29 protein-coding genes and 1 other RNA gene are annotated in these 24,108 nt (G+C 65.9%); 15 read left to right on the top strand and 15 right to left on the bottom strand.

Features of this window, described 5'->3' with window-relative positions:
* Positions 1-60: 60 nt before the first annotated feature.
* Positions 61-771, bottom strand: a complete 711-nt coding sequence (locus AC1DYL_RS06245) for a c-type cytochrome (protein ID WP_477150760.1) — start codon at positions 769-771, stop codon at positions 61-63.
* Between the two features lie 244 nt (positions 772-1,015).
* Here AC1DYL_RS06245 and AC1DYL_RS06240 point away from each other — a divergent pair, with 244 nt between their 5' ends.
* Entirely contained in the window at positions 1,016-1,846 is an 831-nt protein-coding gene (locus AC1DYL_RS06240) for a prephenate dehydratase (protein WP_477172448.1), read from the top strand.
* Between the two features lie 24 nt (positions 1,847-1,870).
* Here the strand turns inward: AC1DYL_RS06240 and AC1DYL_RS06235 are convergent, their stop codons facing one another.
* Positions 1,871-2,092: a hypothetical protein gene (locus AC1DYL_RS06235; protein WP_477150758.1), complete on the bottom strand. Its 222-nt coding sequence runs from the start codon at positions 2,090-2,092 to the stop codon at positions 1,871-1,873.
* 171 nt (positions 2,093-2,263) lie between these two features.
* Positions 2,264-2,659 carry a hypothetical protein gene (locus tag AC1DYL_RS06230; RefSeq protein ID WP_477172447.1) on the bottom strand — a complete coding sequence of 132 codons (396 nt, stop codon included), beginning with the start codon at positions 2,657-2,659 and terminating at the stop codon, positions 2,264-2,266.
* Positions 2,660-2,756: 97 nt separating this feature from the next.
* On the opposite strand from AC1DYL_RS06230, the gene ffs reads away from it, so the two are divergent.
* The 5 genes from ffs (at position 2,757) to recR (ending at position 5,843) form a co-directional block, all read left to right on the top strand.
* Positions 2,757-2,852, top strand: an RNA gene (ffs, locus tag AC1DYL_RS06225) — signal recognition particle sRNA small type.
* Positions 2,853-2,934: 82 nt separating this feature from the next.
* Positions 2,935-4,725, top strand: coding sequence for a DNA polymerase III subunit gamma/tau (locus AC1DYL_RS06220; RefSeq protein ID WP_477172446.1), 1,791 nt, complete (start codon positions 2,935-2,937; stop codon positions 4,723-4,725).
* Entirely contained in the window at positions 4,722-5,045 is a 324-nt protein-coding gene (locus AC1DYL_RS06215; protein ID WP_477172445.1) for a YbaB/EbfC family nucleoid-associated protein, read from the top strand. The genes AC1DYL_RS06220 and AC1DYL_RS06215 overlap by 4 nt, the downstream gene beginning before the upstream one ends.
* Before the next feature lie 7 nt (positions 5,046-5,052).
* Positions 5,053-5,247 (top strand): hypothetical protein, encoded by a 195-nt coding sequence (locus tag AC1DYL_RS06210; protein WP_477172444.1) that lies wholly within the window; start codon positions 5,053-5,055, stop codon positions 5,245-5,247.
* Positions 5,244-5,843: a recombination mediator RecR gene (recR, locus tag AC1DYL_RS06205; RefSeq protein WP_477172788.1), complete on the top strand. Its 600-nt coding sequence runs from the start codon at positions 5,244-5,246 to the stop codon at positions 5,841-5,843. Before AC1DYL_RS06210 ends, recR begins: the two co-directional genes overlap by 4 nt.
* On the opposite strand, the gene AC1DYL_RS06200 is transcribed toward recR, so the two are convergent.
* Positions 5,840-6,304: a hypothetical protein gene (locus AC1DYL_RS06200; RefSeq protein ID WP_477150753.1), complete on the bottom strand. Its 465-nt coding sequence runs from the start codon at positions 6,302-6,304 to the stop codon at positions 5,840-5,842. The genes recR and AC1DYL_RS06200 overlap by 4 nt on opposite strands.
* Before the next feature lie 198 nt (positions 6,305-6,502).
* Here AC1DYL_RS06200 and AC1DYL_RS06195 point away from each other — a divergent pair, with 198 nt between their 5' ends.
* Entirely contained in the window at positions 6,503-8,893 is a 2,391-nt protein-coding gene (locus AC1DYL_RS06195; protein ID WP_477172443.1) for a bifunctional diguanylate cyclase/phosphodiesterase, read from the top strand.
* Positions 8,894-8,940: 47 nt separating this feature from the next.
* Here AC1DYL_RS06195 and AC1DYL_RS06190 read toward each other — a convergent pair whose 3' ends face one another.
* Positions 8,941-10,116 (bottom strand): DNA recombination protein RmuC, encoded by a 1,176-nt coding sequence (locus AC1DYL_RS06190; protein WP_477157746.1) that lies wholly within the window; start codon positions 10,114-10,116, stop codon positions 8,941-8,943.
* 150 nt (positions 10,117-10,266) lie between these two features.
* Between AC1DYL_RS06190 and def the strand changes: the two genes are divergently transcribed.
* From def to truA, 3 genes are all read left to right on the top strand, one after another.
* Positions 10,267-10,788, top strand: a complete 522-nt coding sequence (def, locus tag AC1DYL_RS06185) for a peptide deformylase (protein WP_477172442.1) — start codon at positions 10,267-10,269, stop codon at positions 10,786-10,788.
* A gap of 200 nt (positions 10,789-10,988) precedes the next feature.
* Positions 10,989-11,909 (top strand): methionyl-tRNA formyltransferase, encoded by a 921-nt coding sequence (gene fmt, locus AC1DYL_RS06180; protein WP_477172441.1) that lies wholly within the window; start codon positions 10,989-10,991, stop codon positions 11,907-11,909.
* On the top strand, positions 11,909-12,646 hold the full coding sequence (truA, locus tag AC1DYL_RS06175; protein WP_477172440.1) for a tRNA pseudouridine(38-40) synthase TruA: 738 nt from the start codon (positions 11,909-11,911) through the stop codon (positions 12,644-12,646). Before fmt ends, truA begins: the two co-directional genes overlap by 1 nt.
* On the opposite strand, the gene AC1DYL_RS06170 is transcribed toward truA, so the two are convergent.
* From AC1DYL_RS06170 to dapD, 6 genes are all read right to left on the bottom strand, one after another.
* A complete protein-coding gene (locus tag AC1DYL_RS06170) occupies positions 12,630-13,232 on the bottom strand; it encodes a hypothetical protein (RefSeq protein WP_477172439.1) in 603 nt (200 codons plus the stop codon). The two genes, truA and AC1DYL_RS06170, sit on opposite strands and share 17 nt — an antisense overlap.
* Entirely contained in the window at positions 13,232-13,771 is a 540-nt protein-coding gene (locus tag AC1DYL_RS06165; RefSeq protein ID WP_477157749.1) for a hypothetical protein, read from the bottom strand. The genes AC1DYL_RS06170 and AC1DYL_RS06165 overlap by 1 nt, the downstream gene beginning before the upstream one ends.
* On the bottom strand, positions 13,768-14,316 hold the full coding sequence (locus tag AC1DYL_RS06160) for a hypothetical protein (protein ID WP_477172438.1): 549 nt from the start codon (positions 14,314-14,316) through the stop codon (positions 13,768-13,770). The genes AC1DYL_RS06165 and AC1DYL_RS06160 overlap by 4 nt, the downstream gene beginning before the upstream one ends.
* Positions 14,316-15,470: a succinyl-diaminopimelate desuccinylase gene (gene dapE, locus AC1DYL_RS06155; RefSeq protein ID WP_477172437.1), complete on the bottom strand. Its 1,155-nt coding sequence runs from the start codon at positions 15,468-15,470 to the stop codon at positions 14,316-14,318. The genes AC1DYL_RS06160 and dapE overlap by 1 nt, the downstream gene beginning before the upstream one ends.
* 19 nt (positions 15,471-15,489) lie before the next feature.
* Positions 15,490-16,047 carry a DUF805 domain-containing protein gene (locus tag AC1DYL_RS06150; protein WP_477172436.1) on the bottom strand — a complete coding sequence of 186 codons (558 nt, stop codon included), beginning with the start codon at positions 16,045-16,047 and terminating at the stop codon, positions 15,490-15,492.
* Between the two features lie 82 nt (positions 16,048-16,129).
* Positions 16,130-16,969, bottom strand: coding sequence for a 2,3,4,5-tetrahydropyridine-2,6-dicarboxylate N-succinyltransferase (gene dapD / locus AC1DYL_RS06145; protein WP_477172435.1), 840 nt, complete (start codon positions 16,967-16,969; stop codon positions 16,130-16,132).
* A 123-nt stretch (positions 16,970-17,092) separates the two neighbouring features.
* Here dapD and AC1DYL_RS06140 point away from each other — a divergent pair, with 123 nt between their 5' ends.
* The gene (locus tag AC1DYL_RS06140; protein WP_477172434.1) at positions 17,093-17,947 is read left to right on the top strand and encodes an LOG family protein; all 855 of its coding nucleotides are present in this window, start codon (positions 17,093-17,095) and stop codon (positions 17,945-17,947) included.
* Here the strand turns inward: AC1DYL_RS06140 and AC1DYL_RS06135 are convergent.
* Both AC1DYL_RS06135 and AC1DYL_RS06130 read right to left on the bottom strand, forming a co-directional pair.
* Entirely contained in the window at positions 17,944-18,324 is a 381-nt protein-coding gene (locus AC1DYL_RS06135) for a VOC family protein (RefSeq protein ID WP_477172433.1), read from the bottom strand. The two genes, AC1DYL_RS06140 and AC1DYL_RS06135, sit on opposite strands and share 4 nt — an antisense overlap.
* A complete protein-coding gene (locus tag AC1DYL_RS06130) occupies positions 18,321-19,025 on the bottom strand; it encodes a pyrimidine 5'-nucleotidase (protein WP_477172432.1) in 705 nt (234 codons plus the stop codon). Before AC1DYL_RS06130 ends, AC1DYL_RS06135 begins: the two co-directional genes overlap by 4 nt.
* A 203-nt stretch (positions 19,026-19,228) precedes the next feature.
* Here AC1DYL_RS06130 and AC1DYL_RS06125 point away from each other — a divergent pair, with 203 nt between their 5' ends.
* The gene (locus AC1DYL_RS06125; protein ID WP_477172431.1) at positions 19,229-19,846 is read left to right on the top strand and encodes a TetR/AcrR family transcriptional regulator; all 618 of its coding nucleotides are present in this window, start codon (positions 19,229-19,231) and stop codon (positions 19,844-19,846) included.
* Between the two features lie 2 nt (positions 19,847-19,848).
* Positions 19,849-21,351, top strand: coding sequence for an MFS transporter (locus tag AC1DYL_RS06120; RefSeq protein WP_477172430.1), 1,503 nt, complete (start codon positions 19,849-19,851; stop codon positions 21,349-21,351).
* Positions 21,352-21,387: 36 nt separating this feature from the next.
* Here the strand turns inward: AC1DYL_RS06120 and AC1DYL_RS06115 are convergent, their stop codons facing one another.
* Positions 21,388-21,546, bottom strand: a complete 159-nt coding sequence (locus AC1DYL_RS06115) for a hypothetical protein (protein WP_477172429.1) — start codon at positions 21,544-21,546, stop codon at positions 21,388-21,390.
* A 9-nt stretch (positions 21,547-21,555) separates the two neighbouring features.
* A complete protein-coding gene (locus tag AC1DYL_RS06110; RefSeq protein ID WP_477172428.1) occupies positions 21,556-22,788 on the bottom strand; it encodes an FAD-dependent monooxygenase in 1,233 nt (410 codons plus the stop codon).
* A gap of 55 nt (positions 22,789-22,843) precedes the next feature.
* Here AC1DYL_RS06110 and AC1DYL_RS06105 point away from each other — a divergent pair, with 55 nt between their 5' ends.
* Both AC1DYL_RS06105 and AC1DYL_RS06100 read left to right on the top strand, forming a co-directional pair.
* Positions 22,844-23,317, top strand: a complete 474-nt coding sequence (locus AC1DYL_RS06105; protein WP_477172427.1) for a MarR family winged helix-turn-helix transcriptional regulator — start codon at positions 22,844-22,846, stop codon at positions 23,315-23,317.
* 82 nt (positions 23,318-23,399) lie between these two features.
* Complete coding sequence (locus AC1DYL_RS06100) at positions 23,400-23,774, top strand: YciI family protein (protein WP_477172426.1); 375 nt, start codon at positions 23,400-23,402, stop codon at positions 23,772-23,774.
* The last annotated feature ends 334 nt before the right edge of the window (positions 23,775-24,108 follow it).

Genomic DNA, 24,108 nt, shown 5'->3' with positions numbered 1-24,108 from the left:
CCAAAACGAACGAGCCGCACCAGGGGCGCGGCTCGGAAAATCAGTTGCCGTGAGCCAGGCTCACTGAGCGGCCGGCGCTGCCGGTTCGGTCGTCGCGGCCGGAGCCTCAGCGGCCGGTGCAGCTTCCGCGGCCGGCGCAGCAGCGGCATCGGCAGGAGCAGCTTCCGCGGCGGGAGCAGCGGCGGCATCGGCCGGAGCCGCAGCCGGAGCGGCTTCGGCGACCGGGAACGGCACGGGCGACGGCGACAACGTCTGCAGGTAGGCGAGGATATTGGCGCGCTCGGCCGGATCCTTGACGCCGGCGAAGCTCATCTTCGTGCCGGGCGTGAAGGTCTTTGGCGAGGTGATGAAGGCGTTGAGGTTCTCGTACGACCACACGTCGCCCTTGGCCTTGTGCTCTTCCATACCGGCCGAATAGGCAAAGCCCTCGTGGCTGCCGATCGGGCGACCGACGACACCGTAGAGCAGCGGGCCGGTCTTGTTCGATTCGCCTTCGCCGAAGTTGTGGCAGCTGGCGCACTTCTTCGTGGACGCCTGGCCCGCAGCGGCATCCGCGCTGGCCAGCAGCGTGCCGAGCGGCACTTCCGGAGCAGCCGGCTCGGCGGCGCCGCCACCATGCTCGCCGGCGACTTCCGCCTCGGCTAGCGTGAGGCCCGGCCCACGATCTTCGATCGGGTGATAAACGGCCTCGGCCAGGAACCCTACGCCCATGACGAACAGCAGGGTGCCGAGAATGGCGCCAATGATCTTGTTGAGTTCGAACGAATCCATCGGGGGTATCTTTAGCCTTTGACGCCGGTTTGATGAACGGCGGAACAGCGATAGGCCATAGCTAGCCAACCCCGGCGCTTCAAGCCCTGTCCCGACGCGGGCGGAAGATAGTCTGTCCCTCCCCATGGCGCAACGGGGTAACACGCACTGCGACAATAGTGGAAAGAGGAGGGCTCTCCTCAACATTGACTTGGCTCGCACCGGGTCGCATTAAGGCGCGCCGTTCGTTTGGGAGTTCCAGTACATGTCCAGAAAGATCGCGTTCCAGGGTGAGCCCGGCGCCTTCAGCCACGCGGCGGCACATGCGCTGTTTCCGAGCGACGAAGCGCTGCCCTGCACCACCTTCGAGGACACCATCTCTGCCGTGCAGAACGGCGACGCAGATTTCGGCGTGGTGCCCGTGGAAAACTCGCTCTACGGCCGCATCACCGACATCTATCACCTGCTCCCCAAGAGCGGGCTGTTCATTACCGGCGAGCATTTCCTCCGCGTCGAGATGAACCTGCTCGGCGTGCCCGGTTCGACTCTCGCCGACATCAAGTCGGTGCAGTCGCTCTCGGTGGCGCTCGGCCAGTGCCGGAAGTTCATAGCCAAGCACAAGCTGAAGACCATCAACGGCGTCGATACCGCCGGTTCCGCGCGCGAAATCGCCGAAAGGGGCGACAAGTCGGTGGGCGCCATCGCTTCGCTGTTCGCTGCCGAGGTTTATGGGCTCGACGTGCTGGCACAGAACATCGAGGATGCCGCTCACAACACGACGCGTTTCCTAGTGATTTCGAAAAAGGCCGAGGAGCCGGCGCCCGAAGCGGGTAAGGTGAAGACCACCTTCGTGTTCCGCGTCCGCAACGTGCCGGCAGCGCTTTACAAGGCGATGGGCGGCTTTGCCACCAACGGCGTCAACATGACTAAGCTCGAAAGCTACATGCTCGACGGCTCGTTCACTGCCACGCAGTTCTACGCCGATATCGAGGGACATCCGTCGGATCGTTCGGTGCAGCTCGCCTTCGAGGAGCTGCGGTTCTTCACCGACCACTTCCACGTACTGGGCGTCTACAAGGCCGCGTCCGCGACCTAGCAAGCTCGCCTCGAGCTTGTCGGCTCAGTAGAAGTCGTCGTCCTCGTCGGCGCCGATGGTGAGGCCGCCAGCCTCGACACCCCAGTCGAGATCGTCGGACTTATCTTCCTCGCGACGGGCTTCGGCCTCGAGGATCTGGTGCTGGAACGCCGGCAGGTAGAGCGGGGCACCAATTTCGCGGGTAGCGGCGCGCTGCATCTGGCTGAGCGCGATAAGTTCGTGTGGAACGCGGACTGACTTCAACATGACAAGCCTCCTTGGGGCTCGTGAAGTCATTAGAATGCGCCCCAGTTTGTTAACAAGGTCTGAGGGATGCGTTCAGGGTGGGACGGTTGCCTGCACGTGATCATCCAACCCACGGGCCGGGATGACGGCCGATGGGGTAGGTGAGAGGCAGGGCCAAGTCGAGGGCCAAGCCTAAGCCCCCAGCCCCGCATCCCGCTTCAACTCGCTCAGCAGGTACTTCAGCCCAGCGATGTTCTTGCTCGCCTCGATCCTCGGCCCCATCTGCTCGGCCGAGATCGCGATGCTCTCGCTCAGCGCTTCCAGCGCTCCTTCGATCTGAAACAGGTCGGGCCGCATCTCGTGGCCGGGAGCCAGGTTGTCGATCAGCCGCTCGCAGTGATCGAGCGCATCGCGGATGCGCCGGCGCGTGCGATCGGCTTCGCGAAGCAGGTGCGGACTGGCCTGCGCCCTGCCGCGTGCCGCGTCGCGATACTCGTCGGCAATGGTGTTCCAGTGCCCGATCATCCCCTGCCACAGCGCGATGTGGTGCCGGGCCTCGGCTTCGTCACTACTCCCTCGGGCGATCATGGCCGCCTCCAAGCTCTCAAACTCGCCCAACTAACGCCGCCGAGCGCCGGGGAGTTGCATCTTGCCATCGCCGCAATGTCGCGCCATATAGCGGATCGGGAGGTTGGCGCGGACGTGTTCCTCGCCAACCGGGTCAGGACCGGAAGGTAGCAGCCCCAACGAGACCTTCACGGGTCGTTGCCAGCCTCCTACTTCCCACATCTTTCTGACCGGCCGCTCCGCTTTCGCGGCATGAACTTTTGCGATCCGCGCCCGCGCTCGCTATATGCTCTGCCATGGCTGACGGAATGTTCCCCGACGACCCACCTGCGCCCGCCGCCAACGCGGCGAAGTCGCCCTATCTGGTGCTGGCACGAAAGTACCGGCCGCTGAGCTTTGCCGGGCTGATCGGTCAGGACGCCATGGTCCAGACCCTCAGGAACGCCTTCAAGTCCGGCCGCATCCACCACGCCTTCATCCTCACCGGCGTCCGCGGCGTGGGCAAAACCACCACCGCCCGCATCCTCGCCCGCGCCTTCAACTACGAGGACGAGACCGGCCGCCATCCAACCCTGGATTTCGAGAAGGAAGGCATCCACGACCGCGCCATCATCGAAGGCCGCCATGTCGACGTGGTGGAGATGGACGCCGCCTCGAACACCGGCATCAACGACATCCGCGAGATCATCGACTCGGTGAAGTACGGCCCGGTTTCGGCGCCCTACAAGGTCTACATCATCGACGAAGTGCACATGCTCTCGACCGCGGCCTTCAACGGCCTGCTGAAAACGCTCGAAGAGCCGCCGCCCTATGTGAAGTTCATCTTCGCCACCACCGAGATCCGGAAAGTCCCGGTGACCATCCTCTCGCGCTGCATGCGCTTCGACCTTCGCCGCGTGCCGCCCGAGACGATGACCGCGCACCTCATCGACCTCCTCGCTCGCGAAAAGATCGACTACGAGCCCGAGGCGCTGGCGATGATCGTCCGCGCCGGCGAAGGCTCGGTGCGCGACAACCAGTCTCTGCTCGACCAGGCGATCAGCCACGGCGACGGCAAGGTCACCACCGCGACGGTCAAGGCCATGCTCGGGCTGGGCGACCGCGCCCGCACCATCGATCTGTTCGAGGCGCTGATGGCCGGTCGCATCGGCGATGCGCTGGGTAACCTGCGCGAGCTCTACGATGCCGGCGCTGACCCGCAGACCATTGTCGCCGACCTCTGCGACTTCACCCACCTCGTCACCCGCATCAAGATCGTCCCGGCCGCCGCCGACGACGTGTCGCTGACCCCGGACGAGCGCACTCGCGGCGCGCAGCTGGCGACAAAGCTCGGCATGCGGGCGCTGTCGCGCACCTGGCAGATCCTGTTCAAGGGCTACGACGAGGTGCAGCAGGCCGGCAACGCCCTGCAGGCCGCCGAAATGGTGCTGGTCCGCCTCGCCTATGCCTCCGACCTGCCGACGCCGGACGAGTTGATCGCCAAGCTCGGCAACCTGCCCACACCCAGCCAGCCGCAGACCGCCCCAGTGGCCCGTGGCAATGGCGGCAGCGGTGGTGGCCCGTCGGCGGCCCGACAGTACCAGCCGGAAGTGGSGCCGCGCTTCGAAGCCGCGCCGCCGCAGCAGTCCATCCCGCAATCCACGCCGCAGGCCCAGGTCTTCGCCAATCCGCGCAGCTATGCCGATCTCGTGGCGCTCGCAGGCGAGAAGCGCGACCTGATCGTCAAGCACGCGCTCGAAAGCTCGCTGCGCCCGGTGTCCATCGGCGATGCGCGGCTCGAGGTGGCGCTCGTCCCCAATGCCGATCCCGGCATCATCCAGTTGCTGTCCGCCAAGCTGAAGCTGTGGACCAACCGGCAGTGGATGATCACGCTGAAGACCGACGCACAGCACGTGCCCACCCTGCGCGAGCAGCGCGAGGAGCGGCAGGAAGCTGTGCGCCAGGAGGCCCACCAGGATCCCTTGGTGCAGGCCATCCTCGAGACGTTCCCGGGCGCCACCGTGCGGGTCACCGTCAAGCAGGAACAGGTACCGATCGAAGCCTACGCGGATGCCATCCGCGACAGCGATGAGGAAGACGACGAATGAAAGACCTGATGGGAATGATGAAGGCCGCCCAGGAGATGAAGGGACGGATGGAGGAGTTCCAGAACAAGGTCGCCGAGATGACCATCGAAGGCCGCTCCGGCGGCGGTCTGGTCACCGTGACGCTCACCGGCAAAGGCGAGATGCGCGGCCTGAAGATCGACCCCAGCCTGTTCAAGGAAGACGACGTCTCGGTGCTCGAGGACCTGATCCTTGCCGCCCACAATGATGCGAAGTCCAAGGCCGAGACCGAAATGAACGCCAAGATGCAGGAGATGACGGCCGGTTTGCCGCTGCCTCCGGGCATGAAGTTCCCGTTCTGAGTCCAGGGTGGTGCGGCGGGCGGACTTTCCCAAGGAAGAGGACTTTGAGCAGCTCGCGCTAAAGGAACTCGACGATGAGATTCTGCGCGTCAAGTCTCGCCAGAGCACCGCTCCCGACAATGCATACTTCCGCCGGACCTACGAAAGCCGGCTGCACAAGTTGAACAAGCTTCGCCAGCAGCGATTGCAGGAATCCGAATAGACATGGCCAACGGCGGACCCGAAATCGAACAGCTGATCCTGCTGCTGGCGCGCCTGCCGGGGCTTGGGCCGCGCTCGGCCCGGCGCGCGGTGCTGCAACTGATCAAGAAGAAGGAACAGCTGATGATCCCGCTGTCGGCGGCGCTCGATCGCGCCGTCCAGGCGGTGACCGTCTGCGAGGTCTGCGGCAATGTCGATACCCGCTCGCCCTGCCACATCTGTGCCGACCCGCGCCGCGACAGCGGGCTGCTGATCGTGGTCGAGGACGTCGCTGACCTCTGGGCGCTGGAGCGCGCCGGGGTAGGGCAGGTGAAATACCATGTCCTTGGCGGCGTGCTCTCGCCGCTCGATGGCGTCGGGCCGGACGACCTATCGATCGATGCGCTGCTCCGCCGTGCCCCTGAATTCAGTGAAATCGTGCTGGCGGTGAATGCCACGGTCGAAGGCCAGACCACCGCGCACTACATCACCGATCGCCTCGCCCCTAGCGGCGTGAAGATCACCCGGCTGGCCCATGGCGTGCCGGTCGGCGGCGAGCTCGATTATCTCGATGAGGGCACGCTCAGCCAGGCGCTGAAGGCGCGTACTGCGCTCTAGTGCTTCTTGTCGGTATCCAGTCCGTCGCCGTCGATCCACTCGTTCTTGTCGATCGGCCCCTCCTCGTCTTCCGAGAACGACGCCTCGTCGGCCGCCTCGATCGCGTCGAGTTCGTCTGAATCGGGTGACAGGGTCTCGCGATGCGCCGTCGCGTCGTGATCGATCGAGGTAGGGTCCATGCCCTCCCCATCGAGGCTGCTGAGCTGGGCGATCGCCTCGTCGATGGCGCCGATCATGCTGCGCGGGTCGTCGTCGCCGAAATCAGGGGCTTCGAGATCGGCGAGCTCGGCCCGGATCGATCTCAGCCGCGCCAGCCGTTCGACCGCGGGCCAATCGTCGCCATAGAGCAGTTCCTCGAGCTCGGCCTGGCTCACCGGCTGGGCGAATCCTGGGGTATCGCCGTCATTGCCGGCTGGTGTGTCCTCCGCGATCAGGCCGCGGAAGTGGTTGTTGGCGCTCATCGGTCATACTCCCTTTGGACCTTAACGCACGCACCCACTGGCGGGTTCAGCCGAACATCTTAAGCCTCCATTTACGCCGTATCGAGAGGGCAGGCGGTTAAGCACAAGTCGTATCGAGCGGGGCAATACTCTCTTCACCACCGCGGGCCGAAAGCAGTGGCACTGCCTCCAGAAGGACGCGCCATCTTGCAGATCATATTGTCTACGCTTTTCGAGCATCACGACCTCCGCCTGGTGGCCCTGGCGGCACTCGTATGTGCTCTCTCCGCTTTTGCCGGTATCACGCTGCTCAATCACGCCCGGCGCACCGTCGGTCCGATGCAGAAGGCATGGCTTGCCGTTGCCGCCGTATCGGTGGGCTTCGGCGTCTGGGCGACGCACTTCGTCGCCATGCTGTCGTTCTCGGCCGGCATGCCGGTGGGCTACGACCTGCCGCTGACGCTGGTTTCGCTGCTCTGCGCCATCACCATCGTCGGTGGTGGCCTATGGTTCGCAACCATCGGCACGCGCCGCTCCGATACCATACTGGGTGGCGCCATCGTCGGCATCGGCATCGCCGGCATGCACTATGTCGGCATGGCGTCCGTGCTGCTGGGCGGCCACATCGTCTGGGATCCGACGCTGGTCACCACGTCGCTGCTCCTCGGCATGAGCCTGGGCGCGGCCTCGTTGTGGGTCGGCACCGAGCGCGACACGCTGCGCTGGCGGCTCGGCTCGACCGGGTTGATGACGGTGGCAATCTGCGCCATGCACTTCACCGCCATGGGCGCCGCGGGCCTAGAGAACTGCTTCCCCGTGGTTTCCGCCGCCGACCAGACGCCGCAATGGCTCTCGCTGGTGGTCGCGGTGGTCTCGGTGATGATCCTGCTGTTCGCATTGGGCGGGACCTATCTCGATCTGCTCGATCGTCGCCGCACCGCTGCCGAAAGCGATCGAATGCGTGGCCTTGCCGACGCCGCGGTGGAGGGCCTGCTGGTGGCCCGCGACGGCGAGATCGTCACTGCCAACCAGAGCTTCCTGGCCCTGGTCGACCTGCCGCAGGTGGACGTGAGCGGCCGGCAACTGTCGGAGTTCCTCGGCTCCGCCGTCTGCTCCATGCTGCTCGAGCGCCCCAATATCGCCATCGAGACCGATCTCAAGACCGGCTTCGGAGTCGTGCCTGCGGAGGTGATCCTGCGGCAGGTCGATTTCGCCGGCCAGCCGCACCAGGCGATCGCCATCCGCGATCTGTCGGCCCGCAAGCAGGCCGAGCAGCATATCCGTTTCCTCGCCCACAACGACCCGCTGACCGGGCTGCCCAACCGCGTGAGCTTCTCGCGCAAGCTCGAGGACGAGATCAGCCACGCCCGCCGCCACGGCCAGACGTTTGCCGTGCTGTGCCTCGATCTCGACCGCTTCAAGGAGGTCAATGACCTCTTCGGCCACGCCGCAGGCGACTCGCTGCTGCAGCGCGTCGGCCAGGCCTTGCTCGGGGCCATCGAGGGCCAGGGCGACGCGGCGCGGCTCGGTGGCGACGAGTTCGCCGTGCTGTTGGGCGATATCGGCACGCCGGCCCGCGCCGGCCGCATCGCCGAGCAGATGCTCGATGCGTTCCGCCGGACCAACGATCAGTCGTCGAGCGGGGCACTGATTTCGGCCTCGGTCGGCATCGCGCTGTTCCCCGACAACGCCGATACCGCCGAACAGCTGATGACGCACGCCGACACCGCGCTCTATCGCGCCAAGCAGGACGGTCGCGGTATCTACCGCTTCTTCGAAAATGCCATGGGCGCCGAAGTGCGCGATCGCCGGCTGCTGGAGCACGACCTGCGCCACGCCGTGTCGCGCAACCAGCTGCGCCTCGTCTATCAGCCGCAGGTCGATATCCAGTCCGGCGAAGTTACCGGCTTCGAGGCGCTGGTGCGCTGGCAGCACCCCGAACGCGGCGAGATCCCGCCGTCGGTGTTCGTGCCGGTCGCCGAGGAGAGCGGGTTGATCCTGCAGATCGGCGAATGGGTGCTCCGCACCGCCTGCAACGAGGCTGCACGCTGGAAGTCACCGCTGTCGATTGCCGTCAATGTCTCGGCGGTGCAGGTGCATTCGGCCAGCTTCGCGCAGACCATGCACGAGGTGCTGATCCAGACCGGCCTCCCGCCCTCGCGGCTCGAGATCGAGATCACCGAGACGGCGCTGATCCGCGATATGATGCGGGCGGTGACTACGCTCCGGCAGATCCGGGCGCTCGGCGTCCGCATCGCCATGGACGATTTCGGCACCGGCTACTCCTCGCTGGCCAACCTCCGCGCCTTCCCGTTCTCGAAGATCAAGGTCGATCAGTCGTTCATCCGCTCGGTCGACAACAACCACCAGTCGGCCGCCATCGTGCGCGCCGTGCTGGGGCTCGGCAGCGGGCTCAACGTTCCGGTGGTCGCCGAGGGCGTCGAACGGGCCGAGGAACTGGCCTTCCTCAGGGGTGAGGTCTGCCAGACCGCGCAGGGCTACCTCTTGAGCCGACCCGAGGACATCCGCACCTTTGCAGCCGTCACCGAGGGGCGCACCAAGCTGCTCGACAGCATCCTGCCGGCGCCGATGCACGTGCTCGCCAGCTAGTCTTTCAGCATCAGGGCCGGCTGACCCCCACCTGCCCGAGTGATTCACTACTCTCCAGCGAGACGCTGCTCCGGCCGCGCCTCGTCGAACTCCATCGCCTCGATGCGCTCGCCGCGCTTCACGATCTTCGACGACGACGTAACGATGTCGCCGATATCCCCGGCGGCCTGGGTGAAATGCGTCTGCAGCTTCCGCACCCGCTCGTCCAGCCGGCCGACATCGGTGAGCAGCGCCCGCACCTCGGTCTGGATGCGATACGCCTCTTCGCGCATCTTCACGTCGCGCAGCAGCGCCTGCACCACCTGGATCGACAGCATCAGGATCGACGGCGAGACGATGACGATGCGGGCCTTGAGCGCGCGCTGCACCACATCCTCGAAATGCTCGTGCAGGTCCGCGAAGATCGATTCCGACGGCACGAACAGGAACGCCGTGTCGGCGGTCTCCCCGGCGATCAGGTACTTCTCAGAGATCGCCTTGATGTGGACGCCCATGTCGTTGCGGAACCGGCTCGCCGCAAACCGCGGGTCCTCGCCTTCACCGGCGCCTGAAAAGCCTTGCCAGCTCTCGAGCGGAAACTTGGCGTCGATCACCAGCGATGGCGCACCGTTGGGCATGTAGACCAGTGCGTCCGGCCGGCTGCCGTTCGAGAGCGTCGCCTGGAACGCATATGCATTCTGGGCCAGCCCATCCCCGATGATCGCTTCCATCCGGCCCTGGCCGAACGCCCCGCGCGTCTGCTTGTTGGCGAGGATCGACTGCAGCGACACCACGTTCTGGCTGAGCTGCGTGATGTTGGATTGCGCCCGGTCGATCACCGCCAGCCGCTCCTGGAGCTTTGCAAGGCTCTCGTTGGTCTTCGCGTTGCCTTCCTGCATTGCCGCGCCGATGCGCTGGCCCTGGCTGTCGAGTCGATCATTGACGAGGCGGGCGAGGTCGGAGGTGCGCGAGCCGAAGATCTCGCTCATCGTCTGCATCCGGCCGGTCATCTCCGACTGTACCCGCAGCATGTCGGCGATATAACGCTCGGTCTCCTGCGCCTTGAGCTGCGCCGCGGCCGCCTCATCGGCCCGCTGCTGCGCTTCCTCGGTGCGGATGCGCGACTGCCGCACCATCACCACCAGGAGGGCGATCAATAGCGCCGCGAACAGTCCTGCCGCCGCAAACGCGGCGATCTCGAGCGTGACGGGATAGTCGGCGATGACGAAGAGCACACGATCCATCGCGGCAGCCTACACGATTCGACCGAGTTGTTCCCGCATTGTTCACGTTCGCCCCAATTATCGTTGACGAAGCGTAAACCGGCTGGCCGTTGACCGGCGCCCGGGAAATACCATATTCAGCGGCAACCCCCGATGAAGGACCGAACGTTCATGGCCAAGCGCCCCATCCTGATCCTGCCCGACGAGCGCCTGCGCGCCATTGCAGAGCCGATCGAGAAGATCGACGATGGCATCAAGCAACTCGCCAAGGACATGCTCGACACCATGTACGACGCGCCGGGCATCGGCCTCGCCGCGCCGCAGATCGGCGAGCTGAAGCGCATCGTGGTGATGGACCTCGCCAAGGAAGACGAGACGCCGGCCCCGCTGGTCATGATCAACCCCGAGATCCTGAAATACTCGGACGAGACCGTGACGACGGAGGAGGGGTGCCTGTCCATCCCCGAGCTCTACTACGACGTCGAGCGCCCGGCCGAGGTCACCGTTCGCTACACCGATCTCGACGGCAAGGAGGTTGAACTCGACGCCAAGGACCGCCTCGCGATCTGCGTGCAGCACGAGCTCGATCACCTCGATGGCGTGCTCTACATCGATTACCTCAGCCGCCTGAAGCGCGACCGCGTGCTGAAGAAGTTCCAGAAAGCCGAGCGCCTGGCCAAGAAGGCCGGTTAGCACCTTACGTGAGGCGATCGCCTTCTCCCCTTGTGGGAGAAGGTGCCCGAAGGGCGGATGAGGGGTCTCTCTCCGCGCGCTGGGTCGCTCCTCGCTTCGCTCGGATCGCGCTACACTTCGTTTCGCGGGACCCCTCATCCGGCGCTGCGCGCCACCTTCTCCCGCAAGGGGAGAAGGCGACCACCGAGAGACCGGAACATATGAAAATCATCTTCATGGGCACGCCGGAATTCGCCGTGCCTACCCTCACCGAGATCGTCTCGACCGGCCACGAAGTCGTCGCGGTCTACACCCGCGCGCCAAAACCCGCCGGTCGCGGCCAGGCCGAACGCAAGTCGCCGGTGCACGAGGCGGCGGAGGGTTTCGGTATCCCGGTCTTCACCCCGCGCAGCCTCAAGCAGGCGCCCGAGCAGGAGGTGTTTGCCTCGCTCGATGCCGATGTCGCGGTGGTCGTCGCGTACGGCCTGATCCTGCCCAAGCCGATCCTCGAAGCGCCGCGTCTCGGCTGCCTCAACCTCCACGGCTCGCTCTTGCCGCGCTGGCGCGGCGCCGCGCCGATCCAGCGTGCCGTGATGGCCGGCGACCCGCGCACCGGCATCATGGTGATGCAGATGGACGAGGGCCTCGATACCGGCGCCGTCGGCCTGATCGAGGAAATGCCCATCGGCCCCGACATGACCTCGGGCGAGCTGCACGACAAGATGATGCTGGTCGGCGCCGACCTGATGGGCCGGGCGCTGGCGGCACTCGAACGCGGCAGCCTGCACTTCACCCCGCAGCCCGAAGAAGGCGTCACCTACGCCGCCAAGATCGACAAGGCCGAAGCCCGCATCGATTGGGGCAAGCCGGCGGCTGAGGTCCACAACCTGATCCGCGGCCTCTCGCCATTCCCCGGCGCCTGGTTCGAACTCGAGCTCAACGGCACGCCGACCCGCATCAAGGCGCTGCGCTCGACCCTGATCCCAGGCTTCGGCGCGCCCGGCACAATCCTTCCCGATCTTACCATCGCCTGTGGCAGCGGTGCCGTGAAGCTGACCGCGGTGCAGCGCGAGGGCAAGGGCGCGATGGATGCCGCCACGTTCCTGCGCGGAGCCGGGGCGCTGCCGGAACGGGCGGGCTAATGCCCCGCTACCGCCTCAGCATCGAATATGACGGCCGCCCCTTCTGCGGCTGGCAGCGGCAGGCGCACGATCTGTCGGTGCAGCAACTGCTCGAAGAAGCCATCGAGCGCTTTTCCGGCGAGAGCGTCGTCACCCAGGCTGCCGGCCGCACCGATGCCGGCGTCCATGCCCTCGGCCAGGTCGTGCATTTCGACCTCGAGCGCGACTGGGACCCGTTCAAGGTCCGCGAAGCCCTGAACTACCACACCAAGCCGCACCCGGTGGCGATCCTCACCGCTGATCTCGTCGACGAGAGCTTCGAGGCCCGCTTCTCCGCCATCGCCCGGCACTACGAGTACCGCATCCTCAACCGCCGCGCCCGCCCCGGCCTCGGTGCCGGCCGTGTCTGGCACGTGCCCGTGCAGCTCGATGCCGACCGTATGCACGAGGCCGCCCAACTGATCCTCGGCAAGCACGACTTCACCACCTTCCGCGCCGCCGAGTGCCAGGCGAAGTCGCCCGATCGCACCCTCGATATCTTCACCGTGTCGCGCCAGTCCGACACGATCGTCGTCACCGCCAAGGCGCGGAGCTTCCTCCACAGCCAGGTGCGCTCGATGGTGGGTTCGTTGAAGCTGGTGGGCGACGGCAAGTGGAGCCCGCGCGATTTTCGCGCCGCGCTCGACGCCCGCGATCGCGCCCGCTGCGGCCCGCTGGCCCCGCCCGACGGGCTCTATCTCACTAGGGTCGACTACTAGCCGCCGCGGCGTTGAGTTCGGCCAGCTGTTCCGGCGACAGCGGGAACACCACGCCGACGATCAGCAGTGCGATGCTGACCCCGACCAGCTGCGCCACGAGGAACATGGCAATCTGCCACGCCGACAGCGTGACGATCAGGCGCGCGATGTTGATCTCGATGACGATCACCACGATGCCGACGGCAATCAGCAGGAACTCGCCGCCGATGCCGAACAGGCTGAGCAGCGTGCTGGCGAGCGTGAGGAAGAACGACGCCCAGTTGTCGGCAACCAGATAAGGCACAAGGCCATCGAGGCGCCTCAGCTGGCGCAGCAAGATGGCCGAGAAGGCAATCTGGAAGCCGAACAGGATGATGACCGTCATCACTGCCCGGAACACCGATCCCTTGGCGCCTGGCACCCCCAGCAGCAGCGGCAGCGCAGCGGTAATCAGCGTGACGGTGAGGAAGGCAATGAAGCTGCCGACCAGGCCGCGCGTCGAGAAATCGAAATACCTGCCCGACTGGCGATTGCCGATGACCAGCCCCGCGACGCCGCGCGCGGCCGAGCTCACCTCATCCCAGATCTCGTTGTTGCGTTCGGGCACTAGCCAATTCCCTGCATACCGGAGGTCAGCATGTAGAGCCCGACTCGGACGGCGACAAGCGCGGCGACCGAAAGAATGGCAAACGCCACGGAAATGCCGATCCGCAGTTTGCCGATTTCGCGCGCCACCCGATACTGCATGAAGCCGGTGACCCCGAGCGTCGCAACGATCAGGTTCGGCCCGCCGAAATAGGCGAGGGGCAGCGACAGCGCCAGGATGAACGCCATCGCATAGGTGCTCGGCACCGCCATGGCGACGGCCGGCGCCGAGAGCAGCCGCGCAGTGATCCAGATGACCGCCCAGACGGTCGCGAGCCGCCCCGCATTCACCGCGAGGCTGATGGCGATCAGCCCCCAACCGGGAAAGCCGCTCAGCGTACTCTCGGCGGCAATCAGCAGCATCACCACCGCGAAATAGCAGCCGGCCGCGTTGACGAGGCCGAGGCCCGTAAGATTGAACTTCTCCGCCGCCCCCGGACGCGCCGTCAGCAGGTCGAGCCAGCCGATGATGGCGCGCCACAGCTCGCCGAAAGCGTTCATGGCGCCGCCAGCATCGCCTGCCCGGTCGGCAAGGCCAGGAACAGGAAGCTCGCGGCGAATGTGCCGACCGCGACCAGCGCGCCGATCAAGATCGCCCCACCCCAGCCGACCCCGAGCAGGCTTTTCGACGCCCGTGCGGTGAAGAAGGCGAGGATGCCGATCAGCGCCGTGCCCGAGCTGACGCCGAGCGCGCCGAGCACCAGCCCGACGATCTGGCTTATCGCCAGCACCAGTGCGAGGAACAGGAAGAGCGCCGGCAGCTTCTCGCGCTTGTTCAGCAGCAGCGCCGCTCCGCCGAGCACCACGAACGGCACCGCCAGCATGATCAGCGCCACGGCAGCGAAGTCGACTACGACCCGCAGCGCCTCAGGTAGCATGCCGGCAAAGGGAACCACGAGGATCGCGGCCTGCAGGACCGCCAGCACGACGATGCCGGTCACCGCATGCGTCCAGGTCACGCTCGCCGCAGCGTCGCCAGGGGCTGGGGCCTTACCGAACACTGCCCGGCTCACCACGTCGATGGCGCGGTAGAAACCGTTGGCCATCACTTGGCTCCCAGATAGTCGGCAATGAACGCGGCGTAGACCGCCGTCAGCTCCTCGACATCGGCGACCCGCACGTTCTCGTCCACCTTATGCATGGTCGGACCGGGCAGCCCGAACTCCACGACCGGGCAGTATTCGGCGATGAACCGCGCGTCCGATGTGCCGCCCCCGGTCGAGAGCTCCGGCGGGATGCCGGTGCGCCGCGCAATCGTCTCGATCAGCGTCTCCACCCCACCCCCGAGCGGCGACAGGAACGAGCGCGATGGCCGCCCTGCCACGGTGAATTCCACCGCGCAGCCGCGCGCATCCTGGTTGCCGATCACCTCGTTGATCGCCTCGATCAGGCTCTCGGGCGTCCAGCGGTCGTTGTAGCGCACGTTGAAGCGCAGCAGCACCGAAGCCGGGATGACGTTGGTCGTCTCGTTGCCCACGTCGGCCGAGGTGAATTCGAGGTTCGACGGCGGAAAATGCTCGGTGCCGTCATCGAGCTTGCCGGTCAGCGCGCCGATCAGCAGCGCCGCCACCGGCAGCGGATTGTTGGCCTTGTCCGGGTAGGCAACATGCCCCTGCGTCCCGGTCACCCGGATTTGTCCGTTGAGCGACCCGCGCCGCCCCACCTTGATGCTGTCGCCCACCCGCGCGGTAGCGCTCGGCTCGCCGACAATGGCGAAATCGAACCGGTGGCCCTGTGCCTCCGCCCAGGCCATCAGCTTGTCGGTGCCGTTGACCGAGTCGGCTTCCTCGTCATTGGTGATGGCGAGCGAGATGTGGCCCGCTTCGGGCACGCGGGACAGCGCAGCAACGAACGCCGCGATCCCCGACTTCATGTCCGCCGAGCCGCGGCCGTAGATCGTTCCGTCGATGATCTCGGCAGCAAACGGAGGATGCCGCCACGCCGCAGTATCACCCGGCGGCACCACGTCAGTGTGCCCGGCGAACAGCAGGTGCCTGCCGCCGCTGCCGCGCGTCGCGAACAGGTTGTCGACCGGATATGAGCCATCACCCTCGAAACGCAGGCGCTGGCAGCTGAACCCGAGCGGCGTCAGGGCCGCCTCAAGCACATCGAATGCCCCGGCAAGCTCTGGGGTGACCGAAGGTTGCCGGATCAGCTCGGCGAGAAGTTGGACGGGATCGATCCCGAGTGATGCGGGCATGTCCCGTCCGTCGTTCTGGTTACGCGGTTGCAGCCGCGCCGCTGGTCAGCGGATCGGGGCCGTAGTCATTGCTGCCGTCGGTGCCCTTGAGGAACCCGAGGACAACCAGCATGTAGATGCCGAAAATGCCAACCGCCGCGCCGATCACCGAAAACAGCATGCTGGGCATCGGTACCGCCACGCCCTGGATATCGGTCATCGTGTAACCGAGACCCAGTGCCTGGATCAGCAGCAGCACGACCGTGACGCCGAAGTAGATCAGTACGTCGCGCCCGGCATTGTTCTTGTCGTGCCGGCGCTTCACCGACAGGCAATAGGCCGGATAGGCGAAGATCAGGAACACCACGAGGCTGCCCCATGCCGAGGCCTGGATCACTCCGGTGGCAATGGTCGCGATCTGCGCGGGATCGGTGGTGTTGGCCATGATCGCGGCCATGTTGGGGCCGCCCAGGCCCACCAGCGGCAGGATGAGCATCGAGATGACGATGTTGGCAACCGCCAGCACGATCGCGCCGATCCACCAGCTCTTGCGCGAAATCCGACCCTCGGTCTTGGTGTAGAGATACTGAAAGTCCATTATTCCCTCTATGGCTTCCCGCGGCGCCCTCATGCCGCAGGCGCGAGCCTAGTAGAGTCGGTGCGGACTAGCCAGCAACACCTCAGTCCCTGAGCAGCTCGTTGATGCCGGTCTTCGACCGCGTCTGTGCGTCCACTGTCTTCACGATCACCGCGCAATAGAGGCTGGGGCCGGGGTTGCCGTTGGGCAGCGGCTTGCCGGGCAAGTTGCCCGACACCACCACGGAGTAGGGCGGTACCTTGCCGACATGGATTTCGCCGGTCGCCCGGTCGACGATCTTGGTCGAGGAGCCGATATAGACGCCCATCGACAGCACTGAGCCCTCGCCGACCACGACGCCCTCGACCACCTCGGAGCGGGCGCCGATGAAGCAGTTGTCCTCGATGATGGTCGGGCCGGCCTGCATCGGCTCGAGCACGCCGCCAATGCCGACGCCGCCGCTGAGGTGCACGTTCTTGCCGATCTGCGCGCACGAGCCGACCGTGGCCCAGCCATCAACCATCGAGTTCTCGTCGACGAACGCGCCGATATTGACGAAGCTCGGCATCAGCACGACGCCGCGTCCGATATGCGAGCCGCGCCGCACGATCGAGCCAGGCACGGCACGGAAGCCGGCCTCCCGGAAGCGGTTCTCGCCCCAGCCCTCGAACTTCGATGGCACCTTGTCCCACCAGGTGGTGCCGCCGGGGCCCTGGATCACGGCGTTGTCGTTGAGCCGGAAGCTCAAGAGCACCGCCTTCTTCAGCCACTGGTTCACCGTCCAGCCGTCAGCAGACTTCTCGGCGACGCGCGCTTTGCCGCTGTCGAGCAGCTCGAGGGCAGTCTCCACGGCCTCGCGGACGGCGCCCTGCGTGCTGGAGCTGATCTCGGTGCGCGCCTCCCAGGCGGCATCGATGGTCTGGGCGAGATCGGCATGCGACATGGAAAGGGCTTTCGGATCGGGTGGCAGGAAGGCGCGCCGGACATTATCCGGCTCGGTTCGCCTGTCAACGATCCTTAACCCCGGCCATGACAAGGTCATCGCCTAGTTTCGGAGACTGCCAGAATGGCCACACGCGCTCACACCCCGCTTCGCACCTCGGTCGAAGACCTGGATGCGGCCAAACGCGCGCCGTCGACGCCGCAAACCGAATCCGCCGCCTTCCGCCTTGCCTTCTCCGACGACGAGTTCATGACCTCGGAGGATACCCGCGGCATCCGCTTCCAGTTGGAGTACTTGAAGACCGAGTTCCGCCTGCGCGAGCACGGCATCCGCTCGACCGTCGTGCTGTTCGGCGGCGCCCGCATCCCCGAGCCGGGCAAGCCCGCCTGGGCCGCCCGCAACGAGACCCAGAAAAAGAACCTCGAGATTGCCTCGCGCTACTACGACGAGGCGCGGCGTTTCGCCCAATACGCTTCGCTCACCTCGCGCGCGCTGAACTTCCGCGATTACGTGGTGGTGACCGGCGGCGGCCCTGGCGTCATGGAGGCCGGCAATCGCGGCGCCGGCGATGTCGGCGCGCCGACCATCGGCCTCAACATCGTCTTGCCGCACGAGCAGGCGCCGAACGCCTACATCACCCCCGACCTCTGCTTCAATTTCCACTATTTCGCGACCCGCAAGATCCACTTCCTGCTGCGCGCCCGCGCCGTCGCCATCTTCCCCGGCGGCTTCGGCACGCTCGATGAGTTCTTCGAGACGCTCACCCTGATCCAGACCGGCCGCATGGACCGGATCCCGCTACTGCTGTTCGGCAAGGAGTTCTGGAACAAGGTGATCAACTTCGAGGCGCTCGCAGAAGCCGGCACCATCGCCCCCGACGACCCGAAGCTCTTCACCGTCGTCGATAGTGCCGAGGACGGCTGGAACGTCATCCGCGAGCACTACAATCTGCCCGAAGTGACGCTGGCGACCGGCTAGCGCTTCGGTGCGAACGTGCCGTCGAAGTGGTTGCGCAACTCGCACCGGTTGCCGTCCGGATCGACGAAGCCGCCGATGATGCCCCAGTCCCAGTGGCTCACCTCGACCGCGATGCCCTTGGCGCGCAGCTGATCGGCCGCCGCATCCACGTCGGCGACGTTGAAGCGTAGCGTCACCGGGCTCTGGGCGCGTGACTTTCCCGTCGCTGCAGCTACCCCGCCGCCCTCGACCATGATGTAGCCATCGCCGAACTTCAGCGCCGCCACGCTCGCCGTGGTGAACATCACCGGCAGCTCGAGGAGGTCGCGATAGAAGGCGAGGCAGCGCTCGAAATCCTCGGTGAAGAGGATGACGCCGGCTTGCTCGTACCAGCTCATGGCAGCTTTCTGAGGAATCCGGCCAGATCCGCCGTCATATGGTGCACATGCGCCCCGCCGGTGCGTTCCAGCTCCCACGCCTCCACCTGCTCATGCGCAAACGCCTCGCCGGCGATCACCTGCACTGTCGTCATGCCGGTATCGTGCGGCACCACGAGGTTCTTCTCGAGATCGTCGAACATCGCCGCCCGCCGCGCGTCGATCCCATGCTTGCGGAAGAACGCGTCATAGGCCTCGGGCAGCGGCTTCGGCCGGTAGCTCATGGCGCGGATGTCGAAGATGTCCTCGAACAGCCCGTCGGCATTGCCCAGCCGGTTCAGCACCGCCCTCGCGTGCCCGACATCGCCATTGGTGAGAATGAACTTCCGCCCCGGCAGCGCACGGATCGCGTCAACGAGGTCGGGGTGCGCCGCGACCGGCGAATAGTCGATCGCATGCACCGTGTTGAGGAAGTGGTCCGGGTCGACCTCGTGCAGCTGCATCAGCCCGTTAAGCGTCGTGCCGTAGTCGCGGTAGTAGGCCTTCTGCAGCGCCCGCGCCTCCTCGAACGGCAGCTGCGTCACCCCGACCATATAGTGGGAGATCAGCATGTCGATCTGCGCGAACAGGTTGCACTCGCGCGGGTAGAGCGTGTTGTCGAGGTCGAACACCCAGTCGGTGACGTGGGAGAGCGAACGGGGCGGAGGAGTAAGATCGTTCATCCCACCAATATGGCAGATAAGCCGCGAACTTTCACCCCGCGCTGATTGCAGGGCTGTGCACCGCCACGGCCCCGGTCTTCCAGATTTGATCAATCAATCACTTGATTGAAAGATTTCCGGGGTGTATGTGCCTGGCCTCGCCGGAAGCCAAGTGTCGAAATACCGACGTTTGGCGCGACATTGTCGGCGATCCAGGAAATCCGATGACCCTCACCAGCCCGACCAGCAAGCGCGAGACCACCGACGATCGCCGCCGCGCCATCGCGGCAGCGGCGCGCGATCTCATCGTCGAGAAAGGCTTCGAGGGCCTCAGGACCCGCGATATCGCCGCGCGTGTCGGCATCAATGTCGCGACCCTGCACTATCATGTGCCCACCAAGGAGGCGCTGATCGGGCTCGTCGCCGACACCATGCGCGACGATTTCCGGGCCCAGTCGTTGCTCCGTCCGCGTGCCCACCTGTCGCCTGGCGAGCGATTGGAGCACGAATTCTTCGACTTCCGCGAGATGTTCTACGAGCAGCGCGAGACGCTCGCGGTGATGTCGGAACTGATGGAGCGGGCCCGGCGCGACGCCGTGATCCACGCCGCCATGCAGCCGATCCTCTACAAATGGCACCAGATGGTTGCCGCCATTTTCGTCGCCGGCCTCGCCGACGGCACCTTCCGGCCCGACCTCGACCCCGAGGCGGCCTCGAGCATGTTCATCGGAGCATTGGTCGGCTTCGGCCGCGGCCCCGATACCACCCCCCAGTATTTCGAACGGCTATGCGCCGAGTTGCGCCGTGCCGTTCGCCACCAAACGCCAGAGACCAGGAACTAGCCATGTCTTCGCAATTCCACGTGCCGCAATCCAAGGCCGATGCCGACCCGCGCCGCTGGGTGGCGCTTGCCGTCCTGCTGCTCGCCAGCTTCATGAATCTCATCGACGTCACCATAGTGAACGTCGCGCTGCCCAGCCTGCAGCAGAACCTCGGCGCCGATCCCAGCCAGATCGAATGGGTCATCGCCGCCTATGTGCTCGCCTTCGCGCTGGGCCTCCTGCCGTTCGGGCGGCTCGGCGACATCGTCGGCCGCACCCGCATGTTCCTCATCGGCGTCGCCGCCTTCACGCTGGCCTCCGCCTTCTGCGGCCTTGCGCCGTCGATCGAGTGGCTGATCGTTGCCCGCGTGCTGCAGGGCCTCGCCGGCGCAGCGATGACCCCGCAGGTCCTCGCCATCGCCCAGGTCACCTTCCCGCCCGAGGAGAAGGGCCAGGCCTTCTCCCTGTTCGGCCTCAGCGCCGGCCTTGCCGCCGTCGCCGGCCCGATCGTCGGTGGGCTGCTGATCGGCGCCAATTTTGCTGGCCTAGACTGGCGGCCGATCTTCCTCGTCAACATCCCGTTCGGCATCCTCGCCGTCGTCGCCGGCTGGTACCTCATCCCGCGCACGCCAGGCCATCCGACGCTGAAGAACGATTTCGTCGGCATTGCGCTGTTCGGCGCGGCCACCGTCGCCATAGTCTATGCGCTGGTCGAGGGCCACACCCTCGGCTGGCCGACATGGCTGTGGGGGCTGATGGGCGTTGGCCTGTTGTTCACCGGCCTCTTCGTCATCTGGGAGCGCCACCGGGCTAGCCTCGATCTGCCGCAGCTGCTGAATTTCAGCCTGATCAGCAATCCCAACTATCTGCTGGGCCTGCTCATCACCACCATCTTCGCCTCGGGCATCCCGGCGATGTTCATGGTGATCTCGCTGCTGCTGCAATCCGGCTACAACTTCACCCCCCTGATGTCCGGCCTCACCAACACCCCGTTCTCGGTCGGCGTGCTTGCCATCTCGCTGTTTATCGGCCGCCTCGGCCAGCGCTACCTGCGCACCCGGCTGGCCCTCGGCGCGGCGATGCTGGTGCTCGGGATCGGTTGGCTCGACTTAATCATCCGCGGCCTTGGCGACTCGGTCGACCACTGGACCTTCCTTCCGCCGCTGCTGCTGGCCGGCCTCGGTCTCGGCCTCGGCTTCTCCGGCCTGTTCCAGTCGGTGCTATCGGGCGTGCCGCCGCGCGATGCCGGTGCCGGCTCGGGCGCGCTGCAGGCCTTCCAGCAGGTCGGCGGCGCCATCGGTGTGGCGCTGGTCGGGCAGATCTTCTTCTCGCAGCTCTCGCTGGGCTTCGCCGCCGGGCTCCCCCCGCACGCCGCCTTCGCCGAAGCTGCAGGGCCGGCCATCGTCTATCAGATCGTATCGTTCTCCCTGGTGGTGATCCTCGTGCCGTTCCTCAGGATCAAGCCGCCGCAGCAGCCGGGCGAGGGCAGGGCGCCTGCTCCGGCGCCCGTCGCGGTCGAAGCGTGAAGACAAGCGGGGCGCCCCATCGAGGCGCCCCGTTCGCTAGAAGCCTAGGATCGCGAAGCGCCCGAGCAGTGTCGCGATGCCGAGGCAGACGAGCCCGATGCCGAGCCCGATCGGCGAGCCCCAGCCATGCCAGCTGAGCGCAGTCTGCGCGTAGCGCCATTCTTCTTCGGGCGTGAGCGGTGGACGGTTGGCCATGATGTTCTCCTATTGAGCGGGTTGGGCGAGCGGATCGCGGTCGATGCGGAAGCGGAACATCCGCTCCTGCGCCTTGACCCCGAGCGGCAGCAGGATCGGCAGCACGAGGTCGCGGATGCGAAGCGCCAGCCAGCTCTGCGCGTGCTTCTGCGAGCCAGTCTGTCGTCCGATGTCGATCGCCGTCTGGGTGCGGTCATGCCTCAGATCGTGGAACCGGCGGAACGCGGCGGCGGGCTCGCCGGCCTTCTCGAGGCAAGCCGCCAGCACCAGTGCATCCTCGATCGCCATCGAAGCGCCCTGGCCGGAATGCGGCGCCACCGCATGGGCCGCATCGCCCATCAGCACCACGCGGTTGGTCGACCAGCGGTCGAGCTCTGGCATGTCGTAGATCGGGTAGTTCCGCTCGATCGCGCCCACCGCCTCGAGGATCCGCCGGTTGTCGAGCGGATCGTCCGCGTGCATCGCCGCGACAAGCCTTGCATAGGCCACCGGGTCGGCAATCGGCCCGACTTCGCTTTCGGGCGCGGGATAGGTGTTGAACCACAGCACCGGCTCGCCGGGAAGCTTGAGGTAGCCGAAGAACGCGCGCTTGCCGAACGTCATGTTCATCAGCCCGCCCGTATCAGGCACATCGGGCACGTCGATCACGCCACCGGTGCCAATCAGCCCGCTATAGCGCGGCGCCGGCATATCCGGGAAAACCACCCGCCGCACCCGCGAGCGCAAACCATCGCAGGCGACCAGAACGTCGAAGGCCTCGACGCCCCCGGTCGCGCGCACCGACACCATGTCGGCGCTTTCGGCGACTTCCTCGATGCCCTGCTCGAGCCTGAGCTCGATCCCGGCCCGCTGCACCGCGTCGAGCAGCACGCTGCTCAGCGCGCCGCGGGAAATGGTGATCGACGGCGCACCGAAATCCCGGTTGTGGCACCGGTAATCCATCAGCCCCAGCTGCTTGCCGCGCTCGTTGAAGATGGCGAGCCCCTGGGTCACCAGCCCCTGCTTCGCGATCTCCCCGGCGAAACCGAGCACGCGCAGCGCATTGATGCCGTTGGGTGCGAGGGTAAGAAACACGCCCTCGGTGCGCAGCTGCTGCTCGGATTTCTTCTCGAACACCACCGGGTCCAAGCCGGCCCGCTCGAGGGCCAGCGCCAAGGCCAGCCCGCCAATCCCGGCCCCGGCGATCGCTACGCTGAGCCGGTTCGTATTTGCGCTTGCAGCGCGATGCGTGATCATGGACATTTGCTACATCCGTCGTATGATTAGACAATCTAACAATTAGATGATCGAACAAAATATGTCAACCCAGGACAAGGGCGCCCTCATCGACGCCATCGGCCGCATCGTCATGCGCTGGCAGGATGCGACGCAGAAATATGATGAGACGGTGGGCGAGATTTACGGGCTGAACACCTCGGAACGCCTGTGCCTCAGCTTCCTCTGGCTCGGGCGGCAGACGGCAAGCGCCATCGCCCGCGAGATCCGGCTGACCCCGGCGGCGGTGACCTCGCTGATCGACCGGCTGGAAAAGCGCGGCTTCGTCCGCCGCATCCCCGACCCCACCGATCGCCGCAAGGTCTGGATCGAGGCGGCTGAAGAGGCGCACCGAGTGACCCGCGAAGCCTACCTGCCGCTGGGCGAAGCCGGTGCGAAGAACCTCGCCAAATACTCGCTGGCCGAGCTCGAGGCGGTACGTGCCATCCTGACCGATGCCGTCGCCATCCAGGAGGCAATGGAGACCGAACTGATCGCCCGGCAAAACAAGCCCTGACCGAGCCGGGCTCTTTTGCGCGCCTCATGTCGATTCTGCTGCGGCCCCGTCGACCAACCGGGAACGCTGGAAGGAGAACCCAATGCGCTACGTCTGCCTCGTCCACATCGACCGATCGCTGATCGACGCCGCGACACCCGAGGAACTTGCCGCCATGGATCGGCAGAACCAGGAAACCAACGTCGCGCTGAAGGCCAGCGGCCACTTCGTTATCGATCTTGCCCTCAAGGAGCCGGAGACCGCTAGGATCGTCCGTTCCCGCGGCGGCAACGTCTCGACCACCGATGGTCCCTATATCGAGAGCAAGGAGCACCTGGGCGGCGTCCTGGTGATCGAGGCCCGCGACCTGCAGGAGGCGGTGAAGATCGCCGGCCGCGACGCCATGGCCCGCTTCGGCAGCATCGAGGTGCGGGCCGAAATGGGCTTGTCATGGCAGCAGCCGGAGATGCCGAACTAGAGCCGCCAGCCCACCCACCGGCCCCATCTCTCCCCTTGCGGGGGAGAATTCCAAGAGCGGGGCCGTCGTGGGCAATTCCCGCTCCCACGCACCCGCACCGGTTTCGTCTCGACCTCGCCTTCCCACCGGGATGACGGCCGGTGAGTTGGAACTCGATCGCGCCACGAACTCGATGCGGCACCTCTCCCTCTGACGGGGGGATGGGTGGGGGTGAGCGGAGCCACAATCACGAGGCTGGGCAAGGCGTTGCGAGAATCTTGCGCCGATCTATCCCCCCACTCCCCACCCATGCGATTCTGTGCCCATCCGCTGCACCGAAGCGAGATCATGACGA

It is taken from the genome of Devosia sp. P1_H9 (assembly GCF_056405135.1).
Note: the sequence above shows the minus strand (reverse complement) of the source record. Positions and strands in the feature narration are given on the sequence as shown.

Coding starts and splice junctions, on each gene's coding strand:
- AC1DYL_RS06245 (WP_477150760.1), bottom strand. CDS start 771: ATGGATTCGTTCGAACTCAACAAGATCATTGGCGCCATTCTCGGCACC.
- AC1DYL_RS06240 (WP_477172448.1), top strand. CDS start 1,016: ATGTCCAGAAAGATCGCGTTCCAGGGTGAGCCCGGCGCCTTCAGCCAC.
- AC1DYL_RS06235 (WP_477150758.1), bottom strand. CDS start 2,092: ATGTTGAAGTCAGTCCGCGTTCCACACGAACTTATCGCGCTCAGCCAG.
- AC1DYL_RS06230 (WP_477172447.1), bottom strand. CDS start 2,659: ATGATCGCCCGAGGGAGTAGTGACGAAGCCGAGGCCCGGCACCACATC.
- AC1DYL_RS06215 (WP_477172445.1), top strand. CDS start 4,722: ATGAAAGACCTGATGGGAATGATGAAGGCCGCCCAGGAGATGAAGGGA.
- AC1DYL_RS06200 (WP_477150753.1), bottom strand. CDS start 6,304: ATGAGCGCCAACAACCACTTCCGCGGCCTGATCGCGGAGGACACACCA.
- AC1DYL_RS06190 (WP_477157746.1), bottom strand. CDS start 10,116: ATGGATCGTGTGCTCTTCGTCATCGCCGACTATCCCGTCACGCTCGAG.
- def (WP_477172442.1), top strand. CDS start 10,267: ATGGCCAAGCGCCCCATCCTGATCCTGCCCGACGAGCGCCTGCGCGCC.
- fmt (WP_477172441.1), top strand. CDS start 10,989: ATGAAAATCATCTTCATGGGCACGCCGGAATTCGCCGTGCCTACCCTC.
- truA (WP_477172440.1), top strand. CDS start 11,909: ATGCCCCGCTACCGCCTCAGCATCGAATATGACGGCCGCCCCTTCTGC.
- AC1DYL_RS06165 (WP_477157749.1), bottom strand. CDS start 13,771: ATGAACGCTTTCGGCGAGCTGTGGCGCGCCATCATCGGCTGGCTCGAC.
- AC1DYL_RS06160 (WP_477172438.1), bottom strand. CDS start 14,316: ATGGCCAACGGTTTCTACCGCGCCATCGACGTGGTGAGCCGGGCAGTG.
- dapE (WP_477172437.1), bottom strand. CDS start 15,470: ATGCCCGCATCACTCGGGATCGATCCCGTCCAACTTCTCGCCGAGCTG.
- AC1DYL_RS06150 (WP_477172436.1), bottom strand. CDS start 16,047: ATGGACTTTCAGTATCTCTACACCAAGACCGAGGGTCGGATTTCGCGC.
- dapD (WP_477172435.1), bottom strand. CDS start 16,969: ATGTCGCATGCCGATCTCGCCCAGACCATCGATGCCGCCTGGGAGGCG.
- AC1DYL_RS06140 (WP_477172434.1), top strand. CDS start 17,093: ATGGCCACACGCGCTCACACCCCGCTTCGCACCTCGGTCGAAGACCTG.
- AC1DYL_RS06135 (WP_477172433.1), bottom strand. CDS start 18,324: ATGAGCTGGTACGAGCAAGCCGGCGTCATCCTCTTCACCGAGGATTTC.
- AC1DYL_RS06130 (WP_477172432.1), bottom strand. CDS start 19,025: ATGAACGATCTTACTCCTCCGCCCCGTTCGCTCTCCCACGTCACCGAC.
- AC1DYL_RS06125 (WP_477172431.1), top strand. CDS start 19,229: ATGACCCTCACCAGCCCGACCAGCAAGCGCGAGACCACCGACGATCGC.
- AC1DYL_RS06120 (WP_477172430.1), top strand. CDS start 19,849: ATGTCTTCGCAATTCCACGTGCCGCAATCCAAGGCCGATGCCGACCCG.
- AC1DYL_RS06115 (WP_477172429.1), bottom strand. CDS start 21,546: ATGGCCAACCGTCCACCGCTCACGCCCGAAGAAGAATGGCGCTACGCG.
- AC1DYL_RS06110 (WP_477172428.1), bottom strand. CDS start 22,788: ATGTCCATGATCACGCATCGCGCTGCAAGCGCAAATACGAACCGGCTC.
- AC1DYL_RS06105 (WP_477172427.1), top strand. CDS start 22,844: ATGTCAACCCAGGACAAGGGCGCCCTCATCGACGCCATCGGCCGCATC.
- AC1DYL_RS06100 (WP_477172426.1), top strand. CDS start 23,400: ATGCGCTACGTCTGCCTCGTCCACATCGACCGATCGCTGATCGACGCC.